The organism is Leptotrichia shahii (assembly GCF_008327825.1).
GTDB classification, from domain to species: Bacteria; Fusobacteriota; Fusobacteriia; order Fusobacteriales; family Leptotrichiaceae; genus Leptotrichia; species Leptotrichia shahii.
The window spans coordinates 1,342,919-1,357,827 of the sequence record NZ_AP019827.1; the positions used below are offsets into that span (position 1 = coordinate 1,342,919).

Annotated in this window: 20 protein-coding genes; all 20 read right to left on the reverse strand. The window is 31.1% G+C overall.

Features of this window, described 5'->3' with window-relative positions; all coding sequences use genetic code 11:
• Positions 1–141: 141 nt before the first annotated feature.
• The 20 genes from F1564_RS06245 to F1564_RS10510 all read right to left on the reverse strand — a co-directional run bounded on the left by F1564_RS06245 (position 142) and on the right by F1564_RS10510 (position 14,871).
• Positions 142–669 (reverse strand): OmpA family protein, encoded by a 528-nt coding sequence (locus F1564_RS06245; protein ID WP_018449762.1) that lies wholly within the window; start codon positions 667–669, stop codon positions 142–144.
• Positions 639–839 (reverse strand): hypothetical protein, encoded by a 201-nt coding sequence (locus F1564_RS06250; RefSeq protein WP_018449761.1) that lies wholly within the window; start codon positions 837–839, stop codon positions 639–641. Before F1564_RS06250 ends, F1564_RS06245 begins: the two co-directional genes overlap by 31 nt.
• A gap of 78 nt (positions 840–917) precedes the next feature.
• Positions 918–1,406 (reverse strand): hypothetical protein, encoded by a 489-nt coding sequence (locus F1564_RS06255; protein WP_018449760.1) that lies wholly within the window; start codon positions 1,404–1,406, stop codon positions 918–920.
• A gap of 61 nt (positions 1,407–1,467) precedes the next feature.
• Positions 1,468–1,851 (reverse strand): hypothetical protein, encoded by a 384-nt coding sequence (locus tag F1564_RS06260; protein ID WP_018449759.1) that lies wholly within the window; start codon positions 1,849–1,851, stop codon positions 1,468–1,470.
• A 22-nt stretch (positions 1,852–1,873) separates the two neighbouring features.
• The gene (locus F1564_RS06265; protein WP_018449758.1) at positions 1,874–2,260 is read right to left on the reverse strand and encodes an adhesion protein FadA; all 387 of its coding nucleotides are present in this window, start codon (positions 2,258–2,260) and stop codon (positions 1,874–1,876) included.
• A 365-nt stretch (positions 2,261–2,625) separates the two neighbouring features.
• Positions 2,626–3,081: a PTS sugar transporter subunit IIA gene (locus F1564_RS06270; protein ID WP_018449757.1), complete on the reverse strand. Its 456-nt coding sequence runs from the start codon at positions 3,079–3,081 to the stop codon at positions 2,626–2,628.
• Between the two features lie 61 nt (positions 3,082–3,142).
• Positions 3,143–4,054 carry a tRNA (adenosine(37)-N6)-dimethylallyltransferase MiaA gene (gene miaA, locus F1564_RS06275; protein WP_018449756.1) on the reverse strand — a complete coding sequence of 304 codons (912 nt, stop codon included), beginning with the start codon at positions 4,052–4,054 and terminating at the stop codon, positions 3,143–3,145.
• Between the two features lie 70 nt (positions 4,055–4,124).
• Complete coding sequence (obgE, locus tag F1564_RS06280; RefSeq protein WP_018449755.1) at positions 4,125–5,408, reverse strand: GTPase ObgE; 1,284 nt, start codon at positions 5,406–5,408, stop codon at positions 4,125–4,127.
• Positions 5,409–5,477: 69 nt separating this feature from the next.
• Complete coding sequence (locus F1564_RS06285; protein ID WP_018449754.1) at positions 5,478–6,152, reverse strand: thermonuclease family protein; 675 nt, start codon at positions 6,150–6,152, stop codon at positions 5,478–5,480.
• Positions 6,153–6,170: 18 nt separating this feature from the next.
• Complete coding sequence (locus F1564_RS06290) at positions 6,171–7,304, reverse strand: trans-sulfuration enzyme family protein (protein WP_018449753.1); 1,134 nt, start codon at positions 7,302–7,304, stop codon at positions 6,171–6,173.
• 49 nt (positions 7,305–7,353) lie between these two features.
• Positions 7,354–7,923: a GNAT family N-acetyltransferase gene (locus F1564_RS06295; RefSeq protein ID WP_018449752.1), complete on the reverse strand. Its 570-nt coding sequence runs from the start codon at positions 7,921–7,923 to the stop codon at positions 7,354–7,356.
• 143 nt (positions 7,924–8,066) lie between these two features.
• On the reverse strand, positions 8,067–8,738 hold the full coding sequence (locus tag F1564_RS06300; protein WP_018449751.1) for a uracil-DNA glycosylase: 672 nt from the start codon (positions 8,736–8,738) through the stop codon (positions 8,067–8,069).
• A gap of 54 nt (positions 8,739–8,792) precedes the next feature.
• Entirely contained in the window at positions 8,793–9,629 is an 837-nt protein-coding gene (locus tag F1564_RS06305) for an energy-coupling factor transporter transmembrane component T family protein (RefSeq protein ID WP_018449750.1), read from the reverse strand.
• Complete coding sequence (locus F1564_RS06310; protein WP_018449749.1) at positions 9,630–11,342, reverse strand: ABC transporter ATP-binding protein; 1,713 nt, start codon at positions 11,340–11,342, stop codon at positions 9,630–9,632.
• Positions 11,343–11,494: 152 nt separating this feature from the next.
• Entirely contained in the window at positions 11,495–12,037 is a 543-nt protein-coding gene (locus F1564_RS06315) for an ECF-type riboflavin transporter substrate-binding protein (RefSeq protein ID WP_018449748.1), read from the reverse strand.
• Between the two features lie 111 nt (positions 12,038–12,148).
• Positions 12,149–12,634, reverse strand: coding sequence for a deoxycytidylate deaminase (locus tag F1564_RS06320; RefSeq protein WP_026231177.1), 486 nt, complete (start codon positions 12,632–12,634; stop codon positions 12,149–12,151).
• Between the two features lie 40 nt (positions 12,635–12,674).
• Positions 12,675–14,015: an exodeoxyribonuclease VII large subunit gene (gene xseA / locus F1564_RS06325; protein ID WP_018449746.1), complete on the reverse strand. Its 1,341-nt coding sequence runs from the start codon at positions 14,013–14,015 to the stop codon at positions 12,675–12,677.
• 113 nt (positions 14,016–14,128) lie between these two features.
• The gene (locus F1564_RS06330; protein WP_018449745.1) at positions 14,129–14,383 is read right to left on the reverse strand and encodes a hypothetical protein; all 255 of its coding nucleotides are present in this window, start codon (positions 14,381–14,383) and stop codon (positions 14,129–14,131) included.
• An 88-nt stretch (positions 14,384–14,471) separates the two neighbouring features.
• Positions 14,472–14,645, reverse strand: coding sequence for a PD-(D/E)XK nuclease domain-containing protein (locus F1564_RS10505; RefSeq protein WP_018449744.1), 174 nt, complete (start codon positions 14,643–14,645; stop codon positions 14,472–14,474).
• Entirely contained in the window at positions 14,626–14,871 is a 246-nt protein-coding gene (locus tag F1564_RS10510; RefSeq protein WP_018449743.1) for a PD-(D/E)XK nuclease domain-containing protein, read from the reverse strand. The genes F1564_RS10505 and F1564_RS10510 overlap by 20 nt, the downstream gene beginning before the upstream one ends.
• Between the last annotated feature and the right edge of the window lie 38 nt (positions 14,872–14,909).

The following is a 14,909-nucleotide window of genomic DNA, read 5'->3' on the forward strand; positions in this document are numbered from 1 at the left end:
TCCTACCTCTTCTTTCTTAAAATCTTTGTAAATATTATACACTAAAATTCGATTTATTTCACTATAATTTTAAAATTTTTCCATAAAAAAAATTGTCTAATCGTTTCAGCAAAGAAATAACTAGACAATTTATAATTATTACTATTTTGTAGCTTTAAATTCAATTCTTCTGTTTTCAAATCTTCCTTGTTCAGTATCATTCGGAGCGATTGGTTCAGATTCCCCTCTTGATTCTACACCTAAAATTCTTGCAGGGTCTAATCCAAATTCTAACAATTTATCTCTAACTGCTATTGCCCTTCTCATACCTAAAGCCATATTATATGCATCAGAACCTTTAGAATCTGTATGTCCTATAATTGTTAATTTGAAATCATTTTGTTCAGCATAGTCTTTAACATTTCTTAATAATTCAAAGTATTGAGGTTTAACTACTGATTTATCAAAATCAAAGTTCAATCTTCCAGAATCAAATACCCAAACATCATCTTTCTTAGGTTCTGGAACTGGCTCTGGAATCGGTTCTGGAGCTGGTTCTTCTAACTCAAGAGCATTAATTCTAATTGTATTCTCTCTCATTTGAGTAGTTGTCAGCCTTCTTGCCATCAATGGTGAAGCAACTAACAACCCTAATGCAATTATTGTTGTTGTTGTTGATCGTCTACCCATTTTTCAGCCTCTCTTTCTAATGATCTATATTTTTGGCTACCTGGATTTGGTTTATTTTCATCTAAATAATCTTCAATATGATTCAATCTAGTTGTATTATAATCTACTAATTTTGCATTTGTACAAGACAAAGCTCCTAATCCTACTAATATTAATGCTAACTTTTTCATATTTCTAATTTCCTTTCTAATTCATCCAAATTTATTTTTGAAATTTTTTAATCAATTACTATATTACAGTATAACTTTCTAGTTCATTTTCTCTTGGATAGCATCCAATCTTTGTTCCATTTGATCCAACATTTCATTTGTTTTATGGAATTTTTCAATATTGCTATTAATTTGATCTACTCTTTTTCTAATTCTTTGAATTTCTACATCCATCATTTTACTTTCAGACATATTTTTTCTTTGAGCTCTTATTTCTCTTGTTTTTGTTTTTCTTTGTTGAGCTGCTTCTTTAGCTTTTTCTGCTCTTTCTTGTGCCTGTGCCCTAGCAGCTTCAGCCTTTTGACGTGCATCTTCACTTGTAGCTGGTGTTACAGTTTCTTCAACTGGAACTACTATAACTTCTTCTTCTACAACGCCTTTTGCTGCTTCTTTAGCTTGTTGAGCTTGTCTTTGCTTAGCCACTTTGACTAGTCTTTGCACTGCGGCATCAGTATCTTTTTGAGCTGAGAATGATAATTGACTTATTGCCAAAACCATTACCGCTGCTAATCCTAATATTTTTTTCATTGATTTTCCTTTCTAAATATCATTAAATGTTATTTTGGTTTAAATAATTGAATTGGCTTAATTATTTAACTTTTCTTGTTTTTTTAGGACTATTTTTAACACCGTCTCTTCCAAGAACACTATCAAATTCTCCTAATTCTTTTTCTTCTCTCTGCACACTTCTTACTACTCTTTCGTAAAAATCCACTCTAGCTGCTGCTTTAGCTGCATTGTATTCAAGTTTTTCAATTGATGATTTTGGCTTAACTCTTTCTTTTTCTTCAACTACTCCATCTTCATCTATTGTTACTAATTTTTCTGTTGTCATTTCACGCTCTTTTGGAGCTTTTAAACTTTTATAGTAATCTTCTCTAGCTTGTTTTAACGCTTGCTGTGCAGAATCTGCCATCATTGGAACAGATAATGCAGCTACTATCCCACACAATAATATTTTTTTTGCTTTCATCCTTTAATTACCATTCCTTTCATTAATTCATTACTGATAATAATGCATCCAATTCAGCAATTTTTTTCTCTTTTTGTGCTATGCTTTTATTTATATTTTTATAGATAGTTTCAGAATTTTTTAGTATTTTTTTATATTTATCTCTGTGCCATCTTACTTCTGAATCTACTTTTAATTTTTCTGCTAATTTTTCCCTACTTGTTTGTTTTTCTTTCAAATCTTCCAATTCAGCTTCTAATTGAGCTTTTTGCTGAATGTAACTTTGCTTTTGCGCTTCTTCTTTTTTCATCAATTCATTGAATTGGCTTTCAATTGAATTTAAACTGCCTTCTAAACTCTTTTTTTCAGCAGAGAAACCTATTGATGAAACCATCATTATTCCAACTAATAAGAATATTGTTTTTTTCATTTTATTTTCCTCCTATTTTTTATTTGCGTAAAACTCCCGTAATATAAAAGTTACAGGGTTACTGAGCAATAGCTATTTTTATTAGCTAATTGAACTTACCAGTTTTCCCAGTAGTTCCTTAGGTTTGTATATACTTAAAAATGTATTATGTATACATATAAAACTCTAAATGTATAAATGTAATTTTTAGTTATCAAACCAATATGGAACTACTATCAAATCACTTACTTAATCATCACTTGCTTTTATTATACCAAATTATATAAAAAAATACAATTAAATTTTTAAATAAAATATAAAAATTATAACTCTATATAAAAAATTATTTAAATTTAACAAAAAAATTATTTTTTATTCCAATAAATTTAAAGATTTTTTAACTTTTCAAAAATTTCTTCAACTGTTTTAACTTTTTCAAGCTGTTCAACTAATTCTTCTTCAAATGACAATTTTGAAATTTCAGCTAACAGATCTAAATGTTCTTTTTTAGTTCCTTCTGGAGCAGCAATCATAAAAATTAATTTTGAAAGTTCTCCATCCATACTTTCAAAGTCAACTCCTTTGCTAGAAATCCCCATTGCAAGTGAAAGAGACTTTACTAGCGGAGTTCTTGCATGTGGAATTGCGATCCCATCTTGCATTCCTGTTGGTGTCAATTTTTCCCTTTCATTTATTTCTCTCACAAATTCTTCAAGATCTTCTGAATCAATAATTCCACTTTTCACAAACAATTGTGCCATTTCCTTAATAGTTTCGGCTTTTGTTGTTCCCTTTAAATCCAAATTTACTCTTTCAGACACTAAATATTCTAGTATTTTCATATTCTTATGCAGGATAATCCCGCAATCTCCTTTCAAAATTTTTTCTTTAATTTATTTTTTCCTAAAAATTTTCCCATCTTTTCAAAATCTCATCCAAAACTTCATTTTCAGACATCTCTGATAGATTACAAATAATATAGTCTTTTTCTTTTCTAAACCATGTCATCTGTCTTTTTGCATATCTTCTACTTTCTTTTTTTATTTCTTCAATTGCCTCATCCAATTTAATTTTACCATCAAAGTACATAAACAATTCCTTATATCCAATCGAGGATATCTTATAAAGTTTTTCTTTGTATTTATTATATACTTTTTTTGCCTCTGCGACAAGTCCTTTTGCAATCATAATTTCAACTCGCCTATTAATCCTATCATAAAGTTCTTCTCTATTTCGTGTCAAAAATACCTTCAAAAATTCATAATCATTATTTTTTATATTTCTAGTCCTTAGCTCGCTAAATTTACCACCAGTTAAAATGCACACTTCAATAGCCCGAACTAGCCGCAACTTATTGGATAAATCAATTTCCTCATAGGATTCTTTATCTAATTTTTTCAAAATTTCCTGTAATTCATCAAGGTTTTTGTCTTCCAAATTTTTTCTAATTTTTTCATCTTTTGAAGGCAATTTTGCAAATCCATTTGTAATCGACCTTATATAAAGTCCCGTTCCTCCTGTAATAATGATATTCTTCCTGTTTTCACTTTTTTGAGAATTTTCATTCAGAATATTATTTACATCTCTCTCAAAATCTCCCACAGAATAATCTTCACCAGGATCTACAACATCAATCATATAATGCTTTACACCCTGCATTTCTTCATCAGTTATTTTTGCAGTTCCAATATTCAATTCTTTATAAATTTGAGATGCATCCGCCGAGATAATTTCCGCATCAATTTTTTTTGCAATTTTTATTGACAAATCAGTTTTCCCAACTCCAGTAGCACCCGCAATTACAATTCCTTTCACTTTTCCTGCTATTTTATTTACCTCCTGCTATAAGTAGACCACATTTTTTTAATTTTTTCAATATTAAAATTTAAATTATATATTCAAATTCATAACCTGCAATGATTATTACATCCCCTTGCTCAACACCAGCATTTTCAAGTTCTGTTTCCATACCAAGGCTTCTCATTTTTTGCAAGAAATTTATAATTCCCTCTTCTCCAATAAATACATATTTTCTCAATACATCATCCACAATTCTTCCATCAACTTCAAATACATTGTCTGAAACTTTTTTTATAATCCAGTCTTCCTTTTTATTATTTTCTCGAATTAGTTCTTCAACAGAATGAACTTCTTCTAATTCTTCCCTAGGTATTTCCTGAATTAGTTCCCAAGCCTTTGATAAAACAGGCTTCAATCCATCATTTGCAATTACAGAAACTGGATAAACAAATTCTGCTCCATTTTCCTTCACAAATTTTTCAAATTCATCATATTTTTCATCTTCATAGAGCATATCAATTTTATTTGCCACTACAATTTGACGTTTTTTAGACAATTTTTCACTATAATTCTTTAATTCATGATTTATTTTCAGAAAATCTTCCTTAGGATCACGTCCATCAAGCCCTGAAATATCTACAATATGAACAATTAATTTACATCTTTCAATATGTTTTAAAAATCTATCTCCAAGTCCCACTCCTTCGTGAGCTCCTTCAATAAGTCCAGGTACATCTGCAATCACAAAACTTTCCTCATCTCCCATTCTGACAACTCCCAATTTAGGCTTTAATGTTGTAAAATGATAACTTGCGACTTTTGATCTGGCAGCTGAAACTTTATTAATAAAACTGGATTTTCCAACACTTGGATAACCAACAAGTGCCACATCAGCAAGCAGTTTTAATTCTAACTTTATTTTTAATTCTGCACCTTCACGTCCACTTTCTGCTATTCTTGGAGCTTTTTTTACAGATGACTTAAAATGGATGTTTCCACGTCCGCCATCTCCTCCCTTTAAAAATATAACTTTTTCATTTGGATTATCCAAATCAAGTAACAGTTTATTTGTTTCAAAATCCCTAACCATTGTCCCAACTGGAACTTTTATAATTAAATCTTCTCCAGATTTCCCAGTAGAACGTGCCGCAGCACCTTTTGTCCCATCCTGTGCCTTAAATTTTTTACTGCTTTTAAAATCCACAAGCGTATTAATATTTGGATCGGCGATAAACACAATATCTCCACCTTTTCCGCCATCTCCACCGTCAGGCCCTCCAAACTGGACAAATTTTTCTCTCCTGAATGTAGCAGCTCCATCTCCACCTTTTCCAGAAATTACTGTAATTACACTTTCATCTATAAACATCTCATCATCCTTTTCTTTTTTAAACTTCTTTTTTTATTTGTTTAATGCTAAACATTAACTCAAAACAAGCTATTTACTTTTAGTTCTGCTTGATGCTGCCGCCTTCTTCTCTTTCCTATAATTCCAAGGTTCTGTATATCCTTTTCTAGAAAAAAGTCCCAATTTTTTCTGTTTCGCATTTTCTTGATATTCTTCAAATTGTGCATCTTTTTTGGCATATTCTTGATACCACCAGGCATTTCCCGTTTTTACCATTTCTTCATTGACATTTTTACCATCCGCATAAATAATAGCAACTGTTCTGCCATATCTATCCTTATTCTTCACTTCCACGCTCAAATTTTTTCCAGTCACTAATTTTTCAAGTGCCTGTCTACTTTCAGATCCATAATCCTGAGTCTTTTCAGGTGCATCCATTCCATACATCCTAATTCTCAATATTTCTCCAACAAATTTCCCGTTCTCAACCTTTTGAATATTAATCGTATCTCCATCACTAACTTTCAACACTTGATAGCCATCTAAAATTTCGGGTTCAACCTCTCTTTTTTCTTTAGATTTTCTAGTTTTAGAACTTTTTTTGTCACTATTTTGGGAAGTTTTTACATTCTTGGATTTTTTAGTAATTTTTTCAGCATCTTTTCTGCCTTTGTTAAACATTCCAAAAAGCATAACCGCAGCAATTATAATTATTGCAACAATTAAAACTATTTGAGATTTCCCTTCATCAATTTTTTTTGCCATTTTTCTCCTACTTTTTTACTATTTTTCAAGTGCTTGTTTAAAATCTTCAATCAAGTCATCAATATTTTCAAATCCAGCTGCAACTCTAATCAATGAATGTGTAAATCCTCTAGCTTCCTTTTCTTCTTCAGGCATTTCAGCGTGAGTTATTGTACTTGGATGGGTTACCAATGTTTCAGCTCCGCCAAGGCTTGCCGCAAATAATGCCACATTTAAACTTTCAAAAAATGTTTTTACTTTTGAATCATCTTTTAAAGTAAATGAAAATACTGAACCTCCACCTGTTGCCTGACTTTCATGAATTTTTTTACCTTTATTTGTATCTAAAGTCGGATAGTAAATTTTATCAACTGCATCGTGCTTTTGGAAAAATTCTATAAGTTTTTTTGCATTTTCCTGTGCCGCTTCCACCCTTAATTTTAATGTTTTCAAACTTCTCATCAGAAGCCAGCTGTCAAACGGCGAAATCAAAGCACCAGCCGCAACTTGCGAAAATTTAATCTTTTCTGCAAGCTCCTCATTATTCGTAATAGCAACTCCAGCCAGTAAGTCATGATGTCCAGATAAAAACTTAGTCGCACTATGAACTACAATGTCAATTCCAAAATCAAGCGGCTTTTGCAAATATGGTGTCATAAACGTATTATCTGCAATAGTTATAAGATTATGCTCCTTCGCCAGTTTTACAACTCCTTTTATGTCAGTTACATCAAGTAGCGGATTTGACGGTGTTTCAATAAAAATTGCTTTTGTATTAGGTTTTAAAGCTTTTCTTATATTTTCTAAATCAGTTGTATCAACAAATGTAGATTCTATTCCAAATCTTGAGTAAATGTCATGTAAAATTCTATAAGTCCCGCCATAAATATCTTGTCCCAAAATAATGTGATCTCCAGCCGAAAACATTGTAAATACAGATGTTGTAGTTGCCATTCCAGATGAAAAGGCATAGGCATATTTTCCGTTTTCAAGAGCCGCAAGAATTTCCTCCAGTTCATTTCTTGTAGGTGCTGAAACTCTAGAATATTCAAATTCCTGTATCACTCCAAATTCTGCAACAGGAAAAGTAGAAGCAAAATTAACATTTGTTCCCCATAATTCCTTCTTTTTCCCTTTTCTTACCCCATGTATTGTTTTTGTTTCAAATTTCATAATTTATCAGCTCACTTTCTTTTTTTATTTATTTTTTAAACTTTAAATTTTACAATAGTTCATGCGGAATTTTTATTATCTTCTCATAAGCAACACGCTTTGCCCCTAAATCAGGCTCTCTATCCAAATAAATTAATCCACAAAAACTAAATCCATTTTTTTCAAGAAGCCTTTTCATTGGCTCATTATTTTCATGTGTATCCGCCTTCAGACTAAGTATCCTATTCTCAACACAAACTTCTTCAGAAAATTCCAGTATTTTTGTTGCAATCCCCTTATTTTTCATATCAAAATCAACTGCCAGCCTATGAATTACCATATAATCATCATCTGTTATCCATTTTCCTTCAATCTTAGAATACGGCTCTTCCTTTTCAGGTGATAAAACAACCGTTCCTAAAATTTTTGTAAAGTTTTCTGATTTTAAATCATTTCTATTTCCTTCAATATCTTCAAGGACATAACTAATTCCCAATTTTACATCACTTTCAATAGATTTTCTATCAGGATATCCTTTTTGCCATTGATCTAACCCAAGTTTCCTTAGTTCGACTTTTGCTTTTTCGATGATTTCTAAAATTCTGTCTACATCATCAAAAGTTGATTTTCTAAAATTCACAAAAATTCCTCCCTTTCATAAAATTTAAATAATCATTTAAAAAAATTCTTTAGAATTTTATTAACACAGTAACCTTCTATTTTGGGGCAAGAGAACTTAACCCCTAGATAGCAATGGTACTCAAATTTTATAATTTTTTATTCTTATATTTGCCAGTCAATTTCCTCTTTCCCTAGTTCTTTCAAAATACCATTAGCTTTCTTAAAGTGTCCACAGCCAAAAAATCCACGGTTTGCAGATAATGGGCTTGGATGAACACTTTCCAGAATATAGTGTCTATTTGTGTCAATAAAGGCTTTCTTACTTTTGGCATTATTTCCCCAAAGTATGAAAATTATTGGCTCTTCACGTTCATTCAAATATTTTATTACATTATCTGTAAAAATTTCCCATCCTATTTTTGAATGTGAGTTGGCATTTCCAGCAACTACAGTAAGTGCTGTATTTAAAAGCAGGACTCCCTGTTCTGCCCATTTTTCAAGAAATCCATTTTTACTCATTTTATAGCCAAATTCATTTTCAATTTCCTTATAAATATTTTTTAGGGAAGGTGGCAAGGAAACTCCCTGCTTTACAGAAAATGCCAGTCCATGTGCCTGATTTTCGCCATGATATGGATCCTGCCCCAAAATTACAACTTTGCAGTCCTTATAGCTTGTCAGTTTGAATGCAGAAAAAATTTCATATTTATCTGGATAAATTGTTTTTGTCTTGTATTCTTTTATCAAAAATTTTCTCAAGTTTAAATAATAATCCTTTTCAAATTCCTTTTCTTTTTCAAAAATTTCATCCCAGTCATTTCCAATATTAACCATTTTCCAATTATTCCTTTCCTTGAAATTTAAATTCTATTTCATAATCGAACTTTTTTAATTTACAAAAGGATTATAAAATCTTCCATTATTTATTTTTATAAGTACAATTGAAGCAATTACGAATATTGCTGTTACAAAAATTGCTATAACATCTGGCATTTTCATTTTTCTTGCCTGATACCATGTTCGCTTTTTTCCTTTTCCAAATCCTCTTAAAATCATTGCATTGCTTATGATATCTATTTTTTCAATGCTTGAAAATATTAAAGGCATTAATGTATAGGATATGTTTTTTATTCTTGTTATTAATTTTACATTTTTGGAAATATCTATTCCTTTTGCCTGCTGTGCCTTGCTAATGGTAATAAAATCCTCCTGCACCGTTGGAATATATCTAAGTGCAATCGAAACTGCATAAGAAAATTTATACGGTACGCCTATCCTGTTTAATGAAGATGCAAACTCGCTTGGATTTGTTGTAATTATAAACAGCAAAGCGACAGGAATAACTGAAAAATACTTGATAAATATATTAAATTCATAAAACAGCTGTTCCTTCGTTATTACATAATTTCCAAAAATTTTGAAAATATCATGCCTTGTTCCATAAATTTTCGTTCCTTCAAGAGGAGAGAATAAAAAAATCATAATTAAATTTAACATAAGAAAAATAGTAATTAGATAAAATACAATTTTTATTTCATTAAACTTTATTTTGGAAATTCTGAAAAGTACAAATCCTAAAAATGTCAAAGCTAAAAGAAGCCTCGTATCATAAGTAAACATAATTGCAACAGTCCATAGTATAAAACAAATCAGTTTTGCCGCTCCATTTAGTCTATGAATCACAGAATCCTTTTCAATATACTCCAGTAAAAATGTACCTGCCATCTAATCACCTGCCCTTTTTTGCTCTTTTTCATAATGCACAAATGTTTTTATAAGCTCTTCGGAATTTATCCCAGCCTTTTCTGCCACATAATGAAGTGAAGTTTCCTTCAAATTTGCCTGTTCCAACACATTCCTATCTGCCAAAATCTGTGCTGGATTTCCTGATTTTATAATTTTTCCTTCATTAAAAACGTATGCCTTGTCAGTATACTCTAGCATCAAATGCATATCATGCGTTATAAATAAAATTGTAATCCCTAATTCATTCAGCTGTTTCAAAAATTCCATTATTTCCCTGTAATGAAATAAATCCTGCCCTGCTGTCGGCTCATCTACTATTATCATCTCAGGCTGTAACACAAGGACAGACGCTATTGTAACCCTTTTTTTCTGTCCATAGCTAAGTGCTTTTATAGGCCATTTCCTAAACGGCTTTAATTTACATATTTCTAAAATCTCAATAACTCTTTTTTCTATTTCATCTTCTGAAACTCCTCTAGTTTTTAGTCCTAATGCAACTTCATCAAAAACTGTAACTTTTGAAATCATTGCATTCGGATTTTGCAGTACAAAACCTATTTTCTCAGCTCTTTTTGTTATATTTTCATCACTTATATCCAAATTTTTATAATAAATCTTTCCTTCGTCCTGCTTTTCAAATCCTGCAATAACCTTTGACAGCGTAGATTTTCCCGCTCCATTTGAACCAACTATGCTTATCATTTCACCTTTTTTTACATCTATATCTATGTTTTTTAATATTTTTCTTTTCTCATTGTATGAAAATGAAATATTTTCCAATTTTAATAATATTTCTTCAGATTTTTCCCTTGCTTTCGGGGAATTATATTTTATCCAGTTTAAAATACTGTCTCTTGTTTCAGAAAAATCAATCTTCTCAATATTAGAAATACTGCTATATTTCTCAAGGTTGGCATTACTGTATTTTAGCAAGGAAATATACAAAGGCTCTCTTATGTTCATACTGCTTAGCAAATTTCCAGTTAAAATATTGTCTGGCATATCATCAGCAACAATTCTGCCTTCATTCACAACAATAATCCTGTCAATTCTCCTATGCAGTACATCTTCAAGCCTATGCTCTATAATTATTGTAGTTAGTTTTTTATTATTATGAAGTTCATCTATCAGTTCAATAGCGTATTTTCCGCTCAAAGGATCAAGATTTGCAAGCGGTTCATCATAAAGAACAATGTTGGTATTGTCCACCATTATTCCAGCGAGTGAAACTTTCTGCTTTTGTCCACCAGATAAATCATGTGGCTTCAAGTCAAGCAATGTTTCAATTTTTACAAATTTTGCAATTTCCTTTACCTTCTCTTTCATAACTTGCGTTTCAACTTCATCATTTTCCAGAGCAAACGCTATATCCTCTGCAACAGTAAGTCCCACAAACTGTGCATCCGAATCCTGAAGAACAGTTCCCACATATTTAGAATGTTCAAACACTTCCTTACACTTTTTCCCATAAATCTCAAACTTTCCTGTTATTTCTCCCTTGTAAAAATAAGGAACAAGTCCATTTATACAATGTCCCAAAGTACTTTTCCCCGAGCCTGACGGACCTATTATAACGACTTTCTCCCCTTCGTAAATTTTCAAATTTATATTATGTAATGTCGGTTCCGACTGACTTTCATACCTAAATGTAAAATTTTCAAAATTTATAGCAACTTTTCTATTTTCGTCCAAATTCTCCTCCTTTCGAGTTAAGAATATATTTTTATTTAAATTTATTCAGTAATCTAAATTGTAAATTCTTTATTTTATAAAGATTAAACAAAATACCCGCCTAATCTTCTCATAGCTACCTAAAGCTACTTGAAAAATGCGGGTTATTTGAATTATTCCTGTTTCAAGCTTCCTTTGCTTACTATTGTTTTTGAAAATGCGAATATTAAAATTGTACCTAAAATTGCTACAACTATCATATTTCCAAGTGCCGCTGTAACTCCTTGTGCAAATGCTTTTGCTTGGGGTTCCTTATATATTGCAATATCAATAATTGGAGCTAGAACTACCCAGCTTATCAAACTTATAATTACTTCTCCCACTATAAATTTTACAATTTTTGCTCCATTAAAATTCTCGATTTTAACAATTTTTCCTAAAAATCCAGTTGCCAGTCCAAAAAATGCCGCTGCTGCAACCCAACTGAACCACACACTTCCATATCCCGAAATATCATTAAGCGTATGCCCAATAAATCCAATCCCCAGACCAACTGCAGGGCCATATATAAATGCCATCAACGCTACAAAAGCAAATGTCACTTGCAGTGTCGTATTAGGAATTGGTGTCGGAATTGCTACAAATCTTGATAATACAATATAAATCGCTGCACCGATTCCCATTGCTACCACTTTTTTAATTGTTGTTGCTTCCATTAGTCTCACCTCTTTTAAAATTTTCAAAAGTTTAAATACATTATATACTAATATCACTTTTTTCTCAACTAAAAATAACAATACTTTTTCATAAATTTTATTAAATTATATCTAATCTCTAAACTGGATATTTATCGCTTCTTTCTCAATTTCAAGATGTTTCGTTTCTACCCGTGCATTTTCAAAAATCCTTTTTGAAGCTTTTGTCGAATCAAGCGACTTGTGTTTATCTGAAAAATATATCACCTTCTTTATCCCCGCCTGAACAATCGCCTTTGCACATTCATTGCAAGGAAAATGTGTCACGTAAATAGTGCAGTTTTTAAGAGATTTTATACTATTTAAAATTGCATTTAACTCAGCATGGACAACATAAGGATACTTCGTTTCCAAAAAATCCCCTTCCCGTTCCCAAGGCATCTCATCATCTGAACTCCCGTGCGGAAATCCGTTATAACCAATTCCAATAATCTTTTTATCCTCATCAGTAATACAAGCTCCAACTTGTGTAGACGGGTCTTTGCTTCTCATTCCAGACAAAAATGCAATTCCCATAAAATATTCATCCCATGATAAATAGTTATCTCTTTTAGACATTCTTCATACCTCACTTTCTAAAATATGCAATGTTTCTCAATTACTTAACAACCACTTTCTTCTTAACATCCAAAAACTCTATCTCCAGCTTATCTTCCTTACTAAGTTCAATCCCTCTCTTAACAATCTTCCCATTTTTTCTAGTTATTGTATATCCCTGTTTCAAAATATCACTTACTGAATATTTTGAAAGTCGAGCTTTTTTGTATTTCAGTTCATTTTTTCGATTCTCAAAAAATTCCAGCATTATCTGATTTAATTCAGCGGATTTTTTCTTCAAATTTTCTTTTTCACTTAAAATTATTTTTTGTAAATTAATTCTATCAAATCTCTGTTTTCGGTAATCCAGCTGTTCTCTTGATTTTTGTACAATCCTTCTAAGTTCTCTTGATAATTTCTGTTCTTTTTCCATCAAGTCAAATTTTTTATTATCCAGAATATTTCCAAAATTCTTTATATAATAGTTATTTTTTCTGTATTCCAGCTCTTTTTTCATCATTGTGACTCTATTTAAAAGTAATTTGCTCAAAAGATTCTTTTTACTTTCCAGTTTATCTGTCAATTTTTCTTTTTCAGGAATCAAGATTTCTGCTGCCTGAGTTGGTGTAGCCGCCCGTTTATCAGCGACTAAGTCCGAAAGAAGATTGTCTATTTCATGTCCTACCGCTGAAATTACAGGAATCTCAGACTTATAAATGGCTTCTATCACAGCTTCCTCATTAAATGCCCACAAATCCTCAATGCTTCCTCCACCACGTCCAACAATAAGCGTGTCTATTTCAAGCTGTTTCTCTCCATTCATTCTATTAAAAAACTCAATCCCTGCTGAAACTTCACGTGCTGCCCCCTCTCCTTGAACTTTTGCTGGATAAAGGTAAATATTTACATTTGGAAATCTTTTGTGTGTCGTATTTATAATATCTCTGATTGCTGCTCCTGTATCAGCCGTTACAACACCAATATTTATAGGTAATTTGGGTAACTGTTTTTTTATTTCATCAGAAAAATATCCCTTTTCAAAGTACAACTTTTTAAGCATTTCCATTTTCTCATAAAGCAGCCCAAGAGAATTACTTTTTTCAAGAAAATCCGCTACAATCTGATAACTTCCATTTGCTTCATAAAGCGTGACGCTACCCCGAATTTTTACTAAATCCCCTTCTTTTAAGTCCTCAGGCACTCCTCTATATTTATAACGAAAAATAGCACATTTTACACTTGCACTTGCATCTTTTAACGTAAAATACAAATGTCCCGAACGATAATATGTAATATTAGAAAGTTCCCCTTCAATAAAAATGTTCTTAAAAGTATTTGTCCCCTCCAAAAACATTTTAACTTCCCTATTTATATCACTTACGGAAAATACTGTCTGTTCCATAATTTCACCCATTTCTTACATTTTTTTGTTCTTTAATAATAACATATTTCATCTCTTTTCTCAACTACAAAAAAATTGCCTTATTTTCAAAGACAATTTTTATTATTAACAATTTATTTAGATAATGGTTTTTCAGGATATAATCCCAATTCACCTGGTGTAGGTTCTCCTTTTACATCTCCTACAAACAATCTTATTTGAGCTTTAAAGCTTTCTACTCCAGCTCTATCCATCATAAAGTTTTCAAATTCCTTCATATTTGAATTTTTATATTCCCATATCTGTTTATACCAGAATAATACAGCAGCAGCAGCATTTGGATATAAAATTATTTTTATCCTTGTTTTTCTATATATACCTGAACTCATTTAAAATTAAACTATTAAAAATTATATAAGCTCAGTGTTTGAGTAAAATAGTCATAGCTTTTGAGTTCCGTTTTTAAATAGTTTAATGTCATTCTTCCTCTACTACAACCTCCACATCCTTTTTCCTAAATCCCATCCCAATTTTCACAATTTCTTTATAACCTTCATATTTTAACCCTTCAAAATAATTCCTGTCATCTATTTGCTTCAAGGCGCTTTTTGCAGTTCTTTTCAAATTTTTTCTATCTTTTCTTAAATTCAAATATAAATGCTTTTTTATTTTTATCTTTTGGCTTCAATACCAAATCAGGGATTCCATCTCCACTTTCTACATTTGATCTTACAAAATAATTTTCTGATATTATCGAAACTAGCCCAATTACAAACAGATGATAAGAATTTTCCTCCTTCAAGTTCCTAAAACTTATCGTATTTTTTAAAAGTTCCCTTATTTCCAATCTAAATTTTTCATAATTTCCATTAATCAAATACTCTCAAAGTCCATAAAATTTCTAATGTCCCCGAT